At 34.4% G+C, this 15,510-nt stretch carries 13 protein-coding genes; 4 read left to right on the top strand and 9 right to left on the bottom strand.

The window, feature by feature from the left end; all coding sequences use genetic code 11:
- From CHB81_RS06170 to aspA, 3 genes are all read right to left on the bottom strand, one after another.
- Positions 1-675, bottom strand: a complete 675-nt coding sequence (locus CHB81_RS06170) for a response regulator transcription factor (RefSeq protein WP_089351019.1) — start codon at positions 673-675, stop codon at positions 1-3.
- Between the two features lie 134 nt (positions 676-809).
- A complete protein-coding gene (locus CHB81_RS06165) occupies positions 810-2,006 on the bottom strand; it encodes a BamA/TamA family outer membrane protein (protein ID WP_254920985.1) in 1,197 nt (398 codons plus the stop codon).
- A gap of 232 nt (positions 2,007-2,238) precedes the next feature.
- Positions 2,239-3,648: an aspartate ammonia-lyase gene (gene aspA / locus CHB81_RS06160; RefSeq protein WP_089351017.1), complete on the bottom strand. Its 1,410-nt coding sequence runs from the start codon at positions 3,646-3,648 to the stop codon at positions 2,239-2,241.
- Positions 3,649-3,947: 299 nt separating this feature from the next.
- Here aspA and CHB81_RS06155 point away from each other — a divergent pair, with 299 nt between their 5' ends.
- Complete coding sequence (locus CHB81_RS06155; protein ID WP_089351016.1) at positions 3,948-4,526, top strand: pentapeptide repeat-containing protein; 579 nt, start codon at positions 3,948-3,950, stop codon at positions 4,524-4,526.
- Between the two features lie 120 nt (positions 4,527-4,646).
- Here the strand turns inward: CHB81_RS06155 and CHB81_RS06150 are convergent, their stop codons facing one another.
- From CHB81_RS06150 to glyA, 4 genes are all read right to left on the bottom strand, one after another.
- A complete protein-coding gene (locus tag CHB81_RS06150; RefSeq protein ID WP_089351015.1) occupies positions 4,647-5,144 on the bottom strand; it encodes a GNAT family N-acetyltransferase in 498 nt (165 codons plus the stop codon).
- Positions 5,145-5,165: 21 nt separating this feature from the next.
- Positions 5,166-6,206, bottom strand: a complete 1,041-nt coding sequence (locus tag CHB81_RS06145; protein WP_089351014.1) for a GMP reductase — start codon at positions 6,204-6,206, stop codon at positions 5,166-5,168.
- Between the two features lie 268 nt (positions 6,207-6,474).
- Complete coding sequence (locus CHB81_RS06140) at positions 6,475-7,068, bottom strand: tRNA-(ms[2]io[6]A)-hydroxylase (protein WP_089351013.1); 594 nt, start codon at positions 7,066-7,068, stop codon at positions 6,475-6,477.
- A 180-nt stretch (positions 7,069-7,248) separates the two neighbouring features.
- Entirely contained in the window at positions 7,249-8,523 is a 1,275-nt protein-coding gene (glyA, locus tag CHB81_RS06135) for a serine hydroxymethyltransferase (protein ID WP_089351012.1), read from the bottom strand.
- A 108-nt stretch (positions 8,524-8,631) separates the two neighbouring features.
- Here glyA and fahA point away from each other — a divergent pair, with 108 nt between their 5' ends.
- Complete coding sequence (fahA, locus tag CHB81_RS06130) at positions 8,632-9,915, top strand: fumarylacetoacetase (protein WP_089351011.1); 1,284 nt, start codon at positions 8,632-8,634, stop codon at positions 9,913-9,915.
- A gap of 168 nt (positions 9,916-10,083) precedes the next feature.
- Here the strand turns inward: fahA and CHB81_RS06125 are convergent, their stop codons facing one another.
- Entirely contained in the window at positions 10,084-11,124 is a 1,041-nt protein-coding gene (locus CHB81_RS06125) for an agmatine/peptidylarginine deiminase (RefSeq protein ID WP_089351010.1), read from the bottom strand.
- Positions 11,125-11,309: 185 nt separating this feature from the next.
- On the opposite strand from CHB81_RS06125, the gene CHB81_RS06120 reads away from it, so the two are divergent.
- Both CHB81_RS06120 and CHB81_RS06115 read left to right on the top strand, forming a co-directional pair.
- Positions 11,310-12,833, top strand: a complete 1,524-nt coding sequence (locus CHB81_RS06120; RefSeq protein WP_089351009.1) for a choice-of-anchor I family protein — start codon at positions 11,310-11,312, stop codon at positions 12,831-12,833.
- Between the two features lie 203 nt (positions 12,834-13,036).
- Positions 13,037-14,302 carry an OmpA family protein gene (locus CHB81_RS06115; RefSeq protein ID WP_089351008.1) on the top strand — a complete coding sequence of 422 codons (1,266 nt, stop codon included), beginning with the start codon at positions 13,037-13,039 and terminating at the stop codon, positions 14,300-14,302.
- A gap of 73 nt (positions 14,303-14,375) precedes the next feature.
- On the opposite strand, the gene CHB81_RS06110 is transcribed toward CHB81_RS06115, so the two are convergent.
- Entirely contained in the window at positions 14,376-15,263 is an 888-nt protein-coding gene (locus CHB81_RS06110; RefSeq protein WP_089351007.1) for a carbon-nitrogen hydrolase, read from the bottom strand.
- Positions 15,264-15,510: the final 247 nt, after the last annotated feature.

Raw genomic sequence — 15,510 nt, 5'->3', positions numbered from 1 at the left:
TTATGGCTTTAAAATATAACCTAAACCTTTCATGGTGTGAATAAGTTTAGTCTTAAAAGGTTTATCTATTTTTTTTCGTAAATACGTGATATAAACATCGACAACATTGGTGTTCATATCAAAATTAATATCCCAAACATTGTCTAAAATCTGATCACGAGACACGATTCTACCCGTGTTTTTAGCCAAATAATAGAGTAATTTGAACTCTTTTGCGGTCAAAATAATCGATTCTCCATCTCTTTTTACAGATTTGGCTTTTCCGTTTATTTCTAAATCGCTAATTACTATAGTGTCAACTTTTTCGGTATCCAGATTTGCTCTTCGATTTAAGGCGTTTACTCTGGCATCGAGTTCTCCAAATTTAAATGGTTTTACCAAATAATCATCAGCTCCGGCATTCAATCCCGTTACAATATTCTCTGAAGTTCCAAGCGCTGTCAAAAGCAAAACCGGGACAAAATTCTTGGCAGCACGCAATCTTCTGCAAATTTCGATTCCATTAATATCCGGTAACATTACGTCTAAGATTACAACATCAAAATCATAATTATGAATCATTTCGAGAGCCGTTTTACCATCAAGAGCAACGCTTACTTCGTTATTGTTTTCGGCAAAACCCTTTCGTAAAATCGATAAAAGATTTGGTTCGTCTTCGACTATAAGTAATTTCATCTTAATTTGTGTATGGTTAACAAAAATAAGGATTGAGTTTAAAATAAGACTCAGAATATTTTAATAATTATGATTTAATTGTGAAGCGTGTAACTTTTTGCTTTAAAAAAAAGAAGTCAACAATAGTTTACAACTTAAAAAGTTTCTCCGGCATTCAGGTAAAATCCTTTAGAATTATTACCCCAGGCATAATCAACAATTAGATTAGTTCTGGTTTTTTTATCTATTAAGATTCGCAAACCAACGCCTGCTGCGGGCTGAATCGAGCTAAAAAGATGCGTTTGGGTTTCGGTATTGCTTGCGGTTACAAAGTTTGTAAATACGGTTCCGCTAAGCATGTGGTTGCAGGTAATTGGAAATCGCAATTCTGTCGAAAGATAAATCAAATTCTCTCCTCTAAACAATCCTTGGGTATATCCCTCTCCGCTTCGGCTTCGCTGATCCCAGCCAATTGCGGGTAAACTCAAATACGGAAGTTTTCCTCTGGTTACAAACTGTCCATAAGTCCAAACTGCCAGAATGTAGTTTTTGTTTTTGCTCGAAAGCGGAAAAAAGCCTCGATATTCTGTATACAAAACATTACTATACCTCTGATTATTAAACAATACCGGATTAAAACGATAGTTTATGTTTGCAAACCATCCACGTGTCGCATTTACCTGATTATCTCTTGAATCGTGTACTAAATTAAGACTCATGCCACTCAAAAAATACTCCAAATTATTAAATCCATATTTTTGACTGTAATTATAATGGTACGTGAATTGTCCGTTTTCTACATCCAAATCTTTATCTTTTATGCTCGAATACCAATCGAGATTTATTCCTCCGCCAACATAAAAATTTTCAGCCACCTCAAAAGAAACGGTTTGGTGAAATTTGAAATAATTATAATCCATTGGCTGTGCAAGAGAGTCAATACTAAATCCTTCTTTTTTACTATGATGCGGAATAATATCAGTTCCTAACCCGTAATTGGGCTGCGAAAAAATATACATTCTATAATCACCACTTAAAAAAATCCTGTTGTTTTTAAGCAGTATATTATTCTTGACATTTACCAACCATTGCTTTTTGGTTGTATACGTTATGCCAAGATTGGCGATAGAATATTTATCTGTTTTTTGTTTTCCTTTAAAAGTATATTGCGCAACTCCTCCAAAAAAGAATCCCGTTGCCGGCTGAGAACCAATAGCGGGAATAACCAAGAAAAAATTGTTTTTTGTGGGCTTAACGACATAAACGGAATCTTTCTTTTTGAAGATTTCCAGTATTGTTTTGGGCGGACATTCGTCAGGATTACTAAGTTCTGTTTGTGCAATCAGACTCAATGGAAGAAAAAAGAGAAATCCGAAGATTGCACATTTACATTGAAAGTAATTATTTTAAAAAAAATTGACCATTCGTAGTTTTATTTTTTTGAAATAACATTCAACCTTAATGAAAATATAGAGCTAATTTTCAATATTTTAGCAAACAATTCTTATAAATAACAGTATTATAGGTAACAAAAAAGTCGCCAATAAAAACTGGCGACTTTAAAAAATATTTTATACGAATCTCTTATTTCGTAATAAACTTAGGATGGATTAAATTGTCTAGAGAATAAATTTCGTCCCATTTTTCCTGTGTGATTAGTTTTCTTTCGATAACTGCAATTTGATGCACACTTTTGTTCAATTTTAAAGCTTCTCCGGCAATACTTGCACTTTCTTCGTAACCTAAAATTGGGTTTAATTGTGTAACGATTCCTATGCTGTTCATCACCATATTGTAACAGTGATCAACATTAGCAGTAATTCCTACGATACATTTATCGATTAAAGTCTGAATTGCATTATTAAGATAATCTAATGATGTAAACATGGCAAAAGCAATAACCGGTTCCATTACATTTAACTGTAATTGCCCAGCTTCAGCTGCCATTGTAACGGTTAAATCCTGCCCTATTACATAAAAACAAGTCTGGTTTACCACTTCCGGAATTACCGGATTTACTTTACCCGGCATTATTGAAGATCCCGGCTGACGCGCTGGCAAATTAATTTCGTTAAAACCTGTTCTTGGCCCTGAACTCAATAATCTTAAATCATTGCAGATTTTAGAGATTTTTACCGCAGTTCTTTTCAACGTTCCCATAATCTGAACATAAGCTCCTGTGTCTACAGTAGCTTCAATTAAATCTGGTGAAAGCGTTAACGGAATACCTACTTCTTTGGCTAAATAACTCACACAAATTTCCGGATATCCTTCTGGTGCGTTTACTCTTGTTCCAATTGCTGTTGCTCCCATATTGATTTCTAAAACCAAACTTTGAGCATCTTTTAATCTTCGAACGTCTTCACCTATTGTGGTAGCGTAAGACTTGAATTCTTGCCCTAAAGTCATCGGAACTGCGTCTTGCAATTGTGTTCTTCCCATTTTCAAAACACTTTTAAACTCCTCGCCTTTTGCTGCAAAAGCTACTTCTAAACCTTCTAATGTTTTGATAAAGCTTTCCATTTTCAGATAAAGGGCAATTCTAAAAGCCGATGGATAGGCATCGTTTGTAGATTGCGAACAGTTTACATGATTGTTGGGATGCAGAAAATTATATTCTCCTTTTTTATGTCCAAGATACTCTAAACCAATGTTTGCGATTACCTCGTTTGCATTCATATTTACCGATGTTCCGGCTCCGCCCTGAATTAAATCGCTTACAAATTCCTGATCGAATTTACCTGCAATGACCTGATCGCTTCCGTAACAGATTGCTTCCGCAATTTTAGGATCAAGTGCACCACAATCTTTATTGGCCAAAGCTGCGGCTTTTTTTACATAACCTAAAGCTTTGATAAATAATGGTTCTTTTGAAATTGGAATTCCTGTAATATTAAAATTCTCTACAGCTCTAAAAGTTTGAATACCATAATACAGCTGATTCGGAATGTCTAATTCTCCTAAAAAATCATGCTCTTTTCTTGTTGATCCCATATCATATAAATTGTTACGTTTTTACTTTAAAAATCACTGTAAAGCTACATCAAATTAGAACTATAATAAAATATAGAATCTTAAAAAAATCATAGAATTTTCAATAATTTAATTAAATATTTAAAAAAGCAATACCCAAAGGATCTCAAAAACCTAAATCCTTAAGAATATCATTAATAGACAAATACAACACTCTGAAAAATACTGAATTATTTTTTGCTGCTATTTTTATAAAAGCCCGCCTAAATAATGCTTTTAATTATTATCTTTTCACTCTCAAACAACCATTAAAAGCAACATTGAAAAAAGAGTCTGAATATTTCCTTGATAAAGAATACAATACCAAAACTTATGGTAGAGACGATCTTAATTTTAAGGATTTTGAATGTTGTATTTTTAATAATTGTAATTTTTCGGAATGCACTTTTTTAGCCGTTACTTTTATTGATTGCGTTTTTAATGACTGTATATTTAATGAAGCCAAAATCAATTATGTCGCTTTTAGAACGGCAACTTTTAACCGTTGCGAAATCAAAGAAGTCAATTTTGCCATGTGCGACAAACTCATTTTTGAAGTTCATTTTTACGATTGTATTCTGGATTTTTCGAAGTTTTATACCTTAAAAATAAAAGGAACCACATTCAACAATTGTAGTTTAATTGCGGTAGATTTTATGGCAACAGATCTTACAAGTGTTTTATTTGACAATTGTGATCTATATCGATCTGAATTTGACAAAGCTATCGCCAATAAAGCCGATTTTAAAACGAGTTATAATTACACCATTGATCCATCAAAAACTAAATTAAAGAAAGCTATTTTTGCTTTGAAAGAAGTGAAAGGGCTGCTATTTAAGCATGATGTGATTGTGAGTTGAAGCCAAAATTGAACACGAATTTCACGAATTGACACGAATTGACACGAATTAGTTTGCGAAATTAATTTCACAAACTAAGTTTTAAGCTTTAAAATTCGTGTCAATTCGTGAAATTCGTGTTTACAACTTCTTCTCCATTACATAATCTTCCATCAAATAACCGTTTCCAATTTCGATGTTCACTTCATCAATAACTTCAAAGCCTATTTTTTTATAAAAACCTAAAGCCGAATTAAATCTGTTTACGTTTAATAATAAAGCGGCTGAATTGTTTTCTGAAGCTAATTTTCCGATTTCATCAATAACTTTTTTACCGATTCCTTTTCCTTGGGTTTCCGGCAAAAGATAGATTTTATGAATTTTGGTTATTGCTTCTTTGTTATAATTATGCTCTATCCCGATGAAACCTATATTAGTTTCCTCTTCATAAATCATATAAAATAACTGTACTTTTCCATTGTATTGCTCGGTTAAAGCTTCATCAGAATAAAAAAGCCCCAACATATAGTCTAATTGCTCTTTTGATAAAATCTCACCGTAAGTAATTGGCCAAGTAATATTTACTATATTCTGAATTTGTTTAATATCGCTGATAGCAGCTTCTGAAATCGTGATCATATTATATTTAAAATGCTTTTATTATTTAGTAAAAATTTGATTTTCCTGTTCACTCACTCTTATAAAGGTAGTTCGTTTGGTTAATTCCTTCAATCTTGAAGCGCCTACATAAGTACAAGTACTTCTTATACCTCCTAAAATATCCAATACGGTATTAATGACATTTCCTTTAAAAGGAACCTGAACTGTCTTTCCTTCGCTTGCTCTGTATTCTGCAACGCCTCCAACATGTTTGTCCATCGCGGTTGTTGAACTCATTCCGTAGAATTGCTTGAATTTTTCACCGTTAACTTCGATTAGTTCTCCTCCACTTTCTGTATGTCCGGCGAGCATTCCGCCCAACATTACAAAATCTGAACCTGCACCAAAAGCTTTTGCAACATCGCCCGGAGTACTGCAACCGCCATCACTGATAATGTGTCCGCCTAAACCGTGAGCAGCATCGGCACATTCTATAATCGCCGAAAGTTGCGGATAACCTACACCCGTCTTTACTCGTGTCGTACAAACCGAACCTGGCCCAATTCCGACTTTTACAATATCGGCACCAGCCAATAAAAGCTCTTCGACCATTTCGCCTGTAACAACATTTCCTGCAATGATAACTTTGTCAGGATATTGTTTTCGGGTTTGTTTTAAGAACTGTACAAAATGCTCTGAATATCCATTGGCAACATCTATACAAATAAATTTAAGCAACGGATTTGCTGTTATGATTTGTCCAATTTTTGCGAAATCTTCTTTTCCGGTTCCGGTACTAATGGCAATATAATTGTAGAAATCCGGTGTTACTTTCTTTAAGAAATCATTCCATTCTTCTAATGAATAATGTTTGTGAATGGCTGTAAAAAGCTTTTCTTTGGCAAGAACTTCAGCCATTTCAAAAGTACCGACCGTATCCATATTGGCGGCCATAATTGGAATTCCTGTCCAGATTGCGGTACTGTGTAAAAATTTAAAATTTCGTTCCAAGGAAACTTCCGATCTGCTTTTAAGCGTTGATCTTTTTGGGCGAATCATTACATCTTTAAATCCTAATTTCAAATCAGTTTCTATTCTCATTACTTTAAATTTTCTGTTACTTTCAAAGATAGAAATTTTAGATTTTAGAATGTGGATTTTAGATTGTTAAAACTTTGTGGTTAATTTTTGGTACGCGGATGACACGGATTCGCTAAAGCGAAAACGCTGATTAAAACGGATTTTATTTAGATTGGAGCCTGAAAACTTTCTAATTGGAACGCGTTTCTCCCGATAGCTATCGGGATCGCTCAACGTGACAAACGGTAACCTGAAATTTTAAACTTTTTTAAACCTGAAACATTTTTTTCTACCCGTGAATCGTTTCGCCTTTTCCGTAGTTTGTGATAATTGATTCTTCATAGGCAAGCCACTCTCTCCAGCGTTTTTCAACGTCGATTCCTACTCCATATTTACGGGCATATGTGATGAATGTAACGTAATGCCCAGCTTCGCTTTCCATTAAATCTCTGTAAAAAATTGCCAATTCTTCGTCTTGAATATTTTCAGATAAAACTTTAAAACGTTCGCAACTTCTTGCTTCAATCATTGCTGAAAATAATAATCTTTCAACTAAACCTGAAACACGACTTCCGTCACCGCTTTTCTTCATATATAAATAAAGTTCGTTTACGTAATCGTCTTTGCGTTCGCGTCCTAGTTTTAATCCTCTTTTGATGATTATATTGTGAACTTGCTCAAAATGATCAATTTCTTCTTTGGCTAAAGCTAATAAATCTTTCACCAAATCCTGATGTTCTGAGTTATTGGTGATAATTGTTATCGCGTTTGTTGCTGCTTTTTGCTCACACCAAGCGTGATCTGTCAAGATTTCTTCAATATTTTTTTCTACAATATTTACCCATCTTGGATCTGTTGGCAATTGTAATCTTAATACGCCCATATTTTTTTGTTTATTTTGTTTCAGGTTTTCTTTGTTTCAAGTTGCTTCGCCGCCTCGACTTTAGTCTCGGAAATACTAAAACGAAAAAAGTTTAAAGTTCTGTTCTACGTTTTTCTCCGCATTACAAAACTTTAAACTTGAAACCTGAAACTTGAAACAATTAAGTTTCAAATTTTATAATTAGAATACGAAAATTGGTCTTTCGCTCATCATTTCGTTTACTTCGTTTGCTACTTCTTCGATAACTGCTTCATTTGTATGATCAGTAAGTACTTTATCGATTAAAGCTACGATTGTTTCCATATCTTCTTCAACTAAACCACGAGTTGTGATTGCAGCTGTTCCTATACGAATTCCAGAAGTTACAAATGGTGATTTGTCATCAAATGGAACCATGTTTTTATTTACTGTAATTTCAGCTTTTACTAATGCATTTTCAGCTTCTTTACCAGAAATATTTTTATTTCTTAAGTCAATAAGCATCATGTGGTTATCAGTTCCGCCAGAAATAATGTTGTATCCTCTTTTTACAAAAGCATCAGCCATAGCGTTTGCATTTTTTTGCAATTGCATAGCATAAGTAAAGAACTCATCTTTAAGAGCTTCACCAAAAGCTACAGCTTTAGCAGCGATAATATGCATTAAAGGTCCTCCTTGGTTTCCTGGGAAAACAGCAAGATCTAATAATGAAGACATCATTCTGATTTCTCCTTTTGGAGTTTTTAATCCTTGTGGATTTTCAAAATCTTTCCCCATCAAGATCAAACCTCCACGTGGTCCACGTAATGTTTTGTGTGTTGTTGTAGAAACAATATGACAATGTGGAATTGGGTCATTCATCAATCCTTTTGCAATAAGACCTGCAGGGTGAGAAATATCAGCAAATAAGATTGCTCCTACACTATCTGCAATTTGTCTGAAACGTGCAAAATCCATATCACGAGAATAAGCCGAAGCTCCTGCGATAATTAATTTTGGTTGCTCTTTTGTTGCAATTTCCTGAATTTTATCATAGTCTAAACGACCTGTTTCAGCATCTACACCGTAAAAAACCGGACGGTATAAACGGCCTGAAAAGTTCACTGGAGAACCGTGAGTTAAGTGACCACCATGAGATAAATCGAAACCTAATATAGTATCACCAGGGTTTAAACATGCATGGTAAACTGATGTATTAGCCTGAGATCCTGAGTGTGGCTGCACGTTTGCATATTCAGCACCAAATAATTCTTTGGCTCTGTCAATTGCAATTTGCTCAATAACGTCTACTACTTCGCAACCGCCATAGTATCTTTTGCCAGGATATCCCTCAGCATATTTATTAGTTAAAACAGAACCAGCTGCTTCCATTACTTCATCACTTACAAAATTCTCTGAAGCGATAAGTTCTAATCCGTGAATTTGTCTGTCTTGTTCCTCTAGTATAAGGTCAAAAATTTGTTCGTCGCGTTGCATTTTTTCGTTTTTCGTTAATTTCCTGCAAAAATACAAAAAAACGTTTGCCAAACTGTTAGATTATGATATATTTGACATAGAATTTTTCAACAAATAATTAACACTCACATGCCAATAACCGCCAACGATACCAAAAGAAAATCATGGTTAGAAGTACCAGAAAATAGTGACTTCCCTATTCAAAATATTCCTTTCGGTGTATTTCTTACTAAAGAAAATGTCGTTACAGTAGGAACGCGAATTGGCGATCATGCCATAGATTTAGGAGCTTTACAACAGTTAAACTATTTTGAAGGAATAGATTTAACAGATGATATGTTCATGCAAGACACGCTAAATGATTTTATTTCTGACGGAAAAAAAACATGGCGCTTAGTTCGAAATCGCATTGCCGAGATTTTCGACGAGAACAATCCACAACTTAGAGATTCAACAAAAGATCGCGATATTGTTATTTTTAAAATTGACGATGTTGAGATGCAATTGCCTGTTTTAATTGGTGATTACACTGATTTTTACTCTAGTAAAGAGCACGCAACAAACGTAGGAAAGATGTTTCGTGATCCGGAAAATGCTTTATTACCAAACTGGTTACATATTCCGGTAGGATATCACGGAAGAAGCTCAACTATTGTTCCGTCTGGGATTCCGGTTCACAGACCAATGGGACAAACTTTGCCAAATGGTGAAAAACTACCCGTTTTTGGTGCTTCTCGTTTAGTAGATTTTGAACTTGAAACAGCTTTCATTACTACTGATGTAAATGTAATGGGAGAAAATATCCCAACTTACGAAGCCGAAGATTATATTTTCGGGATGGTTTTATTGAATGATTGGAGCGCGCGTGATATTCAGAAATGGGAATATGTGCCTCTTGGACCATTCTTAGCCAAAAACTTCGCAACGTCAATTTCTCCTTGGATTGTGACTATGGATGCTTTGGAACCTTTTAGAACTAAAGGCCCTAAACAAGATCCGTCTCCGCTTCCTTATTTACAAACAAAAGGTAAAAAAGCGTTTGATATTCATTTAGAAGTTTCAATTCAACCTGAAAATCAAGAAGAAACAATCGTTTCTCAATCAAATTTCAAATATTTATATTGGTCAATGGCACAGCAATTAGCACATCATACTTCAAACGGATGTCGTGTGAATTCTGGTGACATGATGGGGTCAGGAACAATTTCTGGTCCAACTCCTGATAGTTTTGGTTCTATGTTAGAATTAACTTGGGGTGGGAAAAATCCAATTAAATTAAAAGATGGTAGCGAACGTAAATTTATCGAAGATAATGATACGGTAATCATCAGAGGTTTCTGTGAAAATGCAGAAGTTCGTCTTGGTTTTGGAGAGGTTTCCAGCCAATTATTACCTCCTTTTATCAGACCATGAAGAGATACTAAAATATCAGAAGATATATAAATGAAAAAACCTTGTTAGTTGGCTAACAAGGTTTTTTTATGTTTGAATCTCGCAAAGACGCGAAGTCGCAAAGCTTGTTTTTTAAGTTTTTATACTTTAAACTTTGCGGCTTCGCGTCTTTGCGAGATTATTATTAAACTAAGCCGGAATCTGTTGGCTCAAACAATGTAAAGTTCCAAATCCCCAGATAAAATCGATACAACTAATTCCGATTACTTCTCTATCAGGGAAACATTCAGATAATATATTCAGTGCTACTCTATCGTTACTGTCATTAAAAGTTGGTACTAAAACACATTTGTTCAAGATTAAGAAGTTAGCATAACTTGCCGGTAATCTTAAATCTTCAAAATCTACACGTTTTGGCATTGGCAATGCAACAATTGTTGGAGATTTTCCATCTTCTAGTTTTGCGTTTTGTAAACGTTTTAAATTATCCTGCAATGGTTTGTAATTTGAATCGTTTTTATCTGTTTCTACAATCGTCACAATCGTATCTTCATTTACAAATCGGCATAAATCATCGATATGTCCGTGAGTATCGTCGCCTTCTATTCCGTCTCCAAGCCAGATTACGTTTGTAACTCCTAAATATTCTTTAAAAACTGCTTCGTAATCTTCTTTAGTGAAGTTTTTATTTCGAACCTGAATTGTTGGGTGCATTAAACATTCTTCAGAAGTCAATAAAGTCCCTCTTCCGTTTACATCAATTGCGCCTCCTTCTACAATTACTGGTTTTCCTTTGTACATTACTTGTGTTAAAGGAACATCAATAAAATCGGCTATTTTGCCTGGAACAAATTTATCTAACTGATAATTTTTGTACTTTGCCCAACCGTTAAAATTGAAGTTTAGCGCTTCTCTTTTTGAACCATTTTTTACAATAATTGGTCCTGAATCGCGCATCCAGCTTCTGTTTGTTTTATGAATAATAAAAGAAACATTGGCAAGGTTTACACGTGCTCTTTCCAACATTTCGGCTACTTTTTCTTTCATTTTTTCATCGGCTACGACCAAAAAAACAGTTTCAAAAGTGGCTACTTTTTTAATAAATTCTACAAAAGCCCATTGAACAGCCTCATATTTTCCTGGCCAGTCATTACCATTATGCGGAAAACACAATACAATTCCTTGTTGTTTTTCCCATTCTGCTGGAAATCTTCTATTATTTGTTGACATAAAGAGGTTCTAAATTTGAAAGTATGCAAAGATAATCATTCGAAAGGATTATAAAATAGTACAATGAAATCAAATTGGAATTAAGCTAAAATTTCTGATAAAAATTAAGTTAAAGATTAAATAATGAAAGCTTAATATACAGCGAAGTTCTGCGAATTAAATTTGGCAAAACTAAAAAAACTAAAATGAAAAAACTAAGTATCTCATTATTAACAGCTGCAATTATCATGACGAGCTGTAATAACGATGAAAATGCAAAACCCGAAACTCCTGAAGTTGCTATAAATGAAAATCCTGCAACTTTTAAAGAAATTGGCTCCATAACAATTGGTGGTGAAGGCGCAGCAGAAATTTCGGCTTATGACGAAAAAACAAAAAAACTTTTTACAGTAAATAATAGTGGGACAAACCAAATCGATGTAATTGATTTGACTGATCCTACAAAACCAACTAAAATTGGTAAAATAGATTTGACGTCATATGAAGGTGCTTCAAATAGTGTTTCTGTTTTTGACGGAAAACTTGCCGTGGCATTAGAATCAACGGTTAACAAACAAGGAAATGGAAAAGTAGTTGTTTTTAATACTTCTGATTTAAGCTTAATTAAACAAATTACCGTTGGGGCATTGCCAGATATGATAACTTTTTCGCCTGACGGAAAATACATTATGACAGCTAACGAAGGGGAACCAAATACGGATTACTCGCAAGATCCGGAAGGAACTATTTCTATTATAGAGATAACAAATAATTATGCGGTTACTACTTTAAATTTTGCTTCTCTTAGCGGTCAGGCTGTTGCTTTGCAAAAAGAAGGCTTTAGAATTTCGAAATTTGCAAAAAGCTTTGCTCAGGACATTGAGCCTGAATATGTAACAATCTCTGATGATTCTAAAACTGCTTGGGTTACTTTGCAGGAAAATAATGGTGTTGCAAAAGTAGATTTGACTTCTAAAACTATTACTGCAATTTATCCTTTAGGTTTTAAAGATTTCAATACGGCAGACAATGCAATTGATGTAAGTGATAAAGATGATAAAATTGCTTTTAATCCATGGAAAGTAAAAGGAATGTTTATGCCTGACGGCATTAGTCATTTTACTGCAAATAGTATTCCTTATTTTGTTACTGCAAATGAAGGTGATGCAAGAGAATATGCAGCTTACTCAGATATAAAAAGAATGAAAGACATGACGCTGGATGCAACAGTTTTTCCTAATGCTGCAACTTTAAAATTAGAACCAAACTTAGGAAGACTAAATCTTGTTACTGATATGGGAGATACTGACGGTGATGGAGACCTGGACGAGATGGTAGCTTTTGGCGCTCGTTCTTTTTCTATCTGGAATGGAAACACTGGAAAAATCGTTTACGACAGTAAAAATGATGTAGATAAAAAAACACAAGAATTAGGAACTTATGATGACAAACGCAGTGATGATAAGGGTTCTGAGCCTGAAGCTGTGGTTGCTGTTAAAATGGGAACTCAAAATATTTTGTTTGTTGGTTTAGAAAGATCTGATGCTTTTATGACTTATGACGTAACTAATCCCGCTTCTCCGCAATATCTTCAAACTGTAAAAACAGGTGATGCTCCAGAAGGCGTTCTTTTTATCCCAGCTTCTAAAAGTCCAACAAAAAGAAGCTTATTAGTTGTAAGCAGCGAAGGCGACGGAACTATAAAAATCTATCAACCGGATTTAAAATAATTTTCACATTCATAAATTCAAAAAAGGGTAAAACATAAGTTTTACCCTTTTTTTTTATCATTTACCAGCCTTATTTTAACTAATTTACATAATTAAAAGCCAAAAGATGGGAATTATGTAAGAGCAAATAGAACACAATCTAAAACGTGTCTCATAATTTTGTCATGAGTTTAAAATAAAAACCAACTTAAATTTTTGATATCATGAAAAAGAAATTAGCTTCCGTATCTCTTGTACTACTAGCATTTGCAGCAAATGCACAAAATATGGCTACAACTACAAATCAACCTTCAGTTGATCAACCTGCTTATAATAAATGGTCTGTTGAATTAAATGGTGGTGTAAATAAACCAGTGCGAGCAATGACCCCGGGTTATTCATCAGAAACCCTTGGCCTTTTTCACACAGACTTAGGTGTGAGATATATGTTTAACCCTAAATTTGGATTGAAACTGGATGTTGGTTACGATCAACTTCAGGAACGTAGTGATACTCCTAACTTCGACAGCAAATATTACAGAGCAAGTTTGCAAGGGGTTGTTAACCTTGGAAGAGCTTTGAACTTTGAGACATGGACAAACACTTTCGGTTTATTAGCGCATGGTGGATTTGGAGTTTCGCAATTAAGCAATGATGATGGTTTTGACGGAAAAGATTATATGGCTCATGGAATCATGGGACTAACAGGGCAAGTAAGACTAAGCAATAGAGTTGCTTTAACCGGAGATTTAACGGGAATTATTAACGGAAGACAAAACCATAACTTTGATGGACATGGAACTCCTGCCTATAGCTCTTTAGAAGGAGTATTAGTAAATGCTTCTGTTGGTTTGACTTTCTACTTAGGTAAAAATGAGAAACACGCTGACTGGTATTCTGAGGATAATGAAAGATTAAATAAATTGAAAGACAGAGTTACTACAATTGAAACTAATCTTATTGATACTGATAAAGACGGTGTTGCTGATCTATATGATTTAGAGCCAAATACAGTTTCAGGAGTTGCTGTTAATACAAAAGGTCAATCTATTGATAACAATCAAAATGGTGTACCGGATGAATTAGAAAGTTATTTAGATAAAACTTATTCTAAAAAAGGCAGCGAAACCGCAACAAATAATACTGTAGAAGAATTGATTAACGGTGGATATGTAAACGTTTACTTCGATTTTAACTCTTCAAAACCAACAAATGCTTCGTTATCCGGTGTTGACTTCTTAGTGAAATACTTGAAAAACAATCCTGGTAAATCTGCAGATATCATAGGTTATGCTGACGAAATTGGAAATTCTAGTTATAATACCGAATTATCAAGAAAAAGAGCTGAGGCTGTGAAAAAAGTTGCAACTAATGCCGGAATTGATGCTTCGAGATTGAATGTAATTGCTAATGGTGAAGACACTTCTGTGAATAAAAAATCTAAAGAAGCTCGTCAAATCGTGAGAAGAGTTACTTTCCAAGTAAAGTAAATAATACCATACTATTAAAAAAGGCTGCTTCAAATAATTGAAGCAGCCTTTTTATTTTTATTCTAATCAGAAATTAGTCTATTGCTCTTTTTGTAATATCTCCAAAAGCATCAATTCTTCTGTCTCTGAAAAATGGCCAGTTCTGACGTACATTTTCCTGTAAATCCAAATCAACTTCGGCAATTAAAATTTCTTCCTGATCATGTGAAGCCTGAGCTAATATTTCACCTTGTGGTCCCGCGATAAACGAAGCTCCCCAAAACTGAATTCCCTCTGTTCCTTCAATATATTTTTCTAAACCAATTCTGTTTGCAGCAGCAACAAAAACTCCATTTGCTACAGCGTGACCTTTCATAACGTTCATCCATGCGCCGTATTGGTTTTCACCATATTGCTCTTTTTCTTTTGGATGCCAACCAATTGCTGTTGGGTAAAACAATACTTCAGCACCTTTTAAAGCGGTGATACGAGCTGCTTCCGGATACCATTGATCCCAACAAATAAGTGTTCCAATTTTTCCTTTTTTAGTTTCAATTGCCTGAAAACCTAAATCTCCCGGAGTAAAATAGAATTTCTCATAGAAATGTGGATCGTCCGGAATATGCATTTTACGGTATAAACCAGCTTCTGTTCCGTCAGTATCAATAATATAAGCACTATTATGGTAGATTCCTGCCATTCTTTTCTCGAAGAAAGGAACAATAATTACTACTCCTAATTCTTTTGCCAAAGCGCTAAAAGCAATAAACGAAGTACTGTAAAGTGGTTCTGCTAATGCAAAATTATCCACATCTTCACTTTGACAAAAATAATGACTGCTATATAATTCAGGAAGTAAGATAACTTCAGCCCCTTTATTGGCAGCGTCTTTTACCCAACTAGTACATTTTTTAAGATTATTTTCGGCAACATCATTTAGATTTAACTGAATAACGGCGATTTTATATTTTCTTTTCGGCATGACATAAAATTTAGAGTGCAAAAATAGTAATTTTTAAAGGAATGACAAAGGCCAGAAATTACTTGTCATTAAGCGCAAAAACCTTGGACTTTTTTTACTCTTACGAAATATGCCCGCAAAGTCTCGAAGTCGCAAAAAAAATAAAACGTTGCACTCTTACTCCCGATAGCTATAGGGATTGGGAGATTATCTTGTTACTCTTCCTGTTTTTTTTATTAAAAACTCTAAAACTAAAAAAGAAAACCAT

The organism is Flavobacterium sp. ov086 (genome assembly GCF_900187965.1).
In the GTDB taxonomy this organism is placed as follows: domain Bacteria; phylum Bacteroidota; class Bacteroidia; order Flavobacteriales; family Flavobacteriaceae; genus Flavobacterium.
Note: the sequence above shows the minus strand (reverse complement) of the source record. Positions and strands in the feature narration are given on the sequence as shown.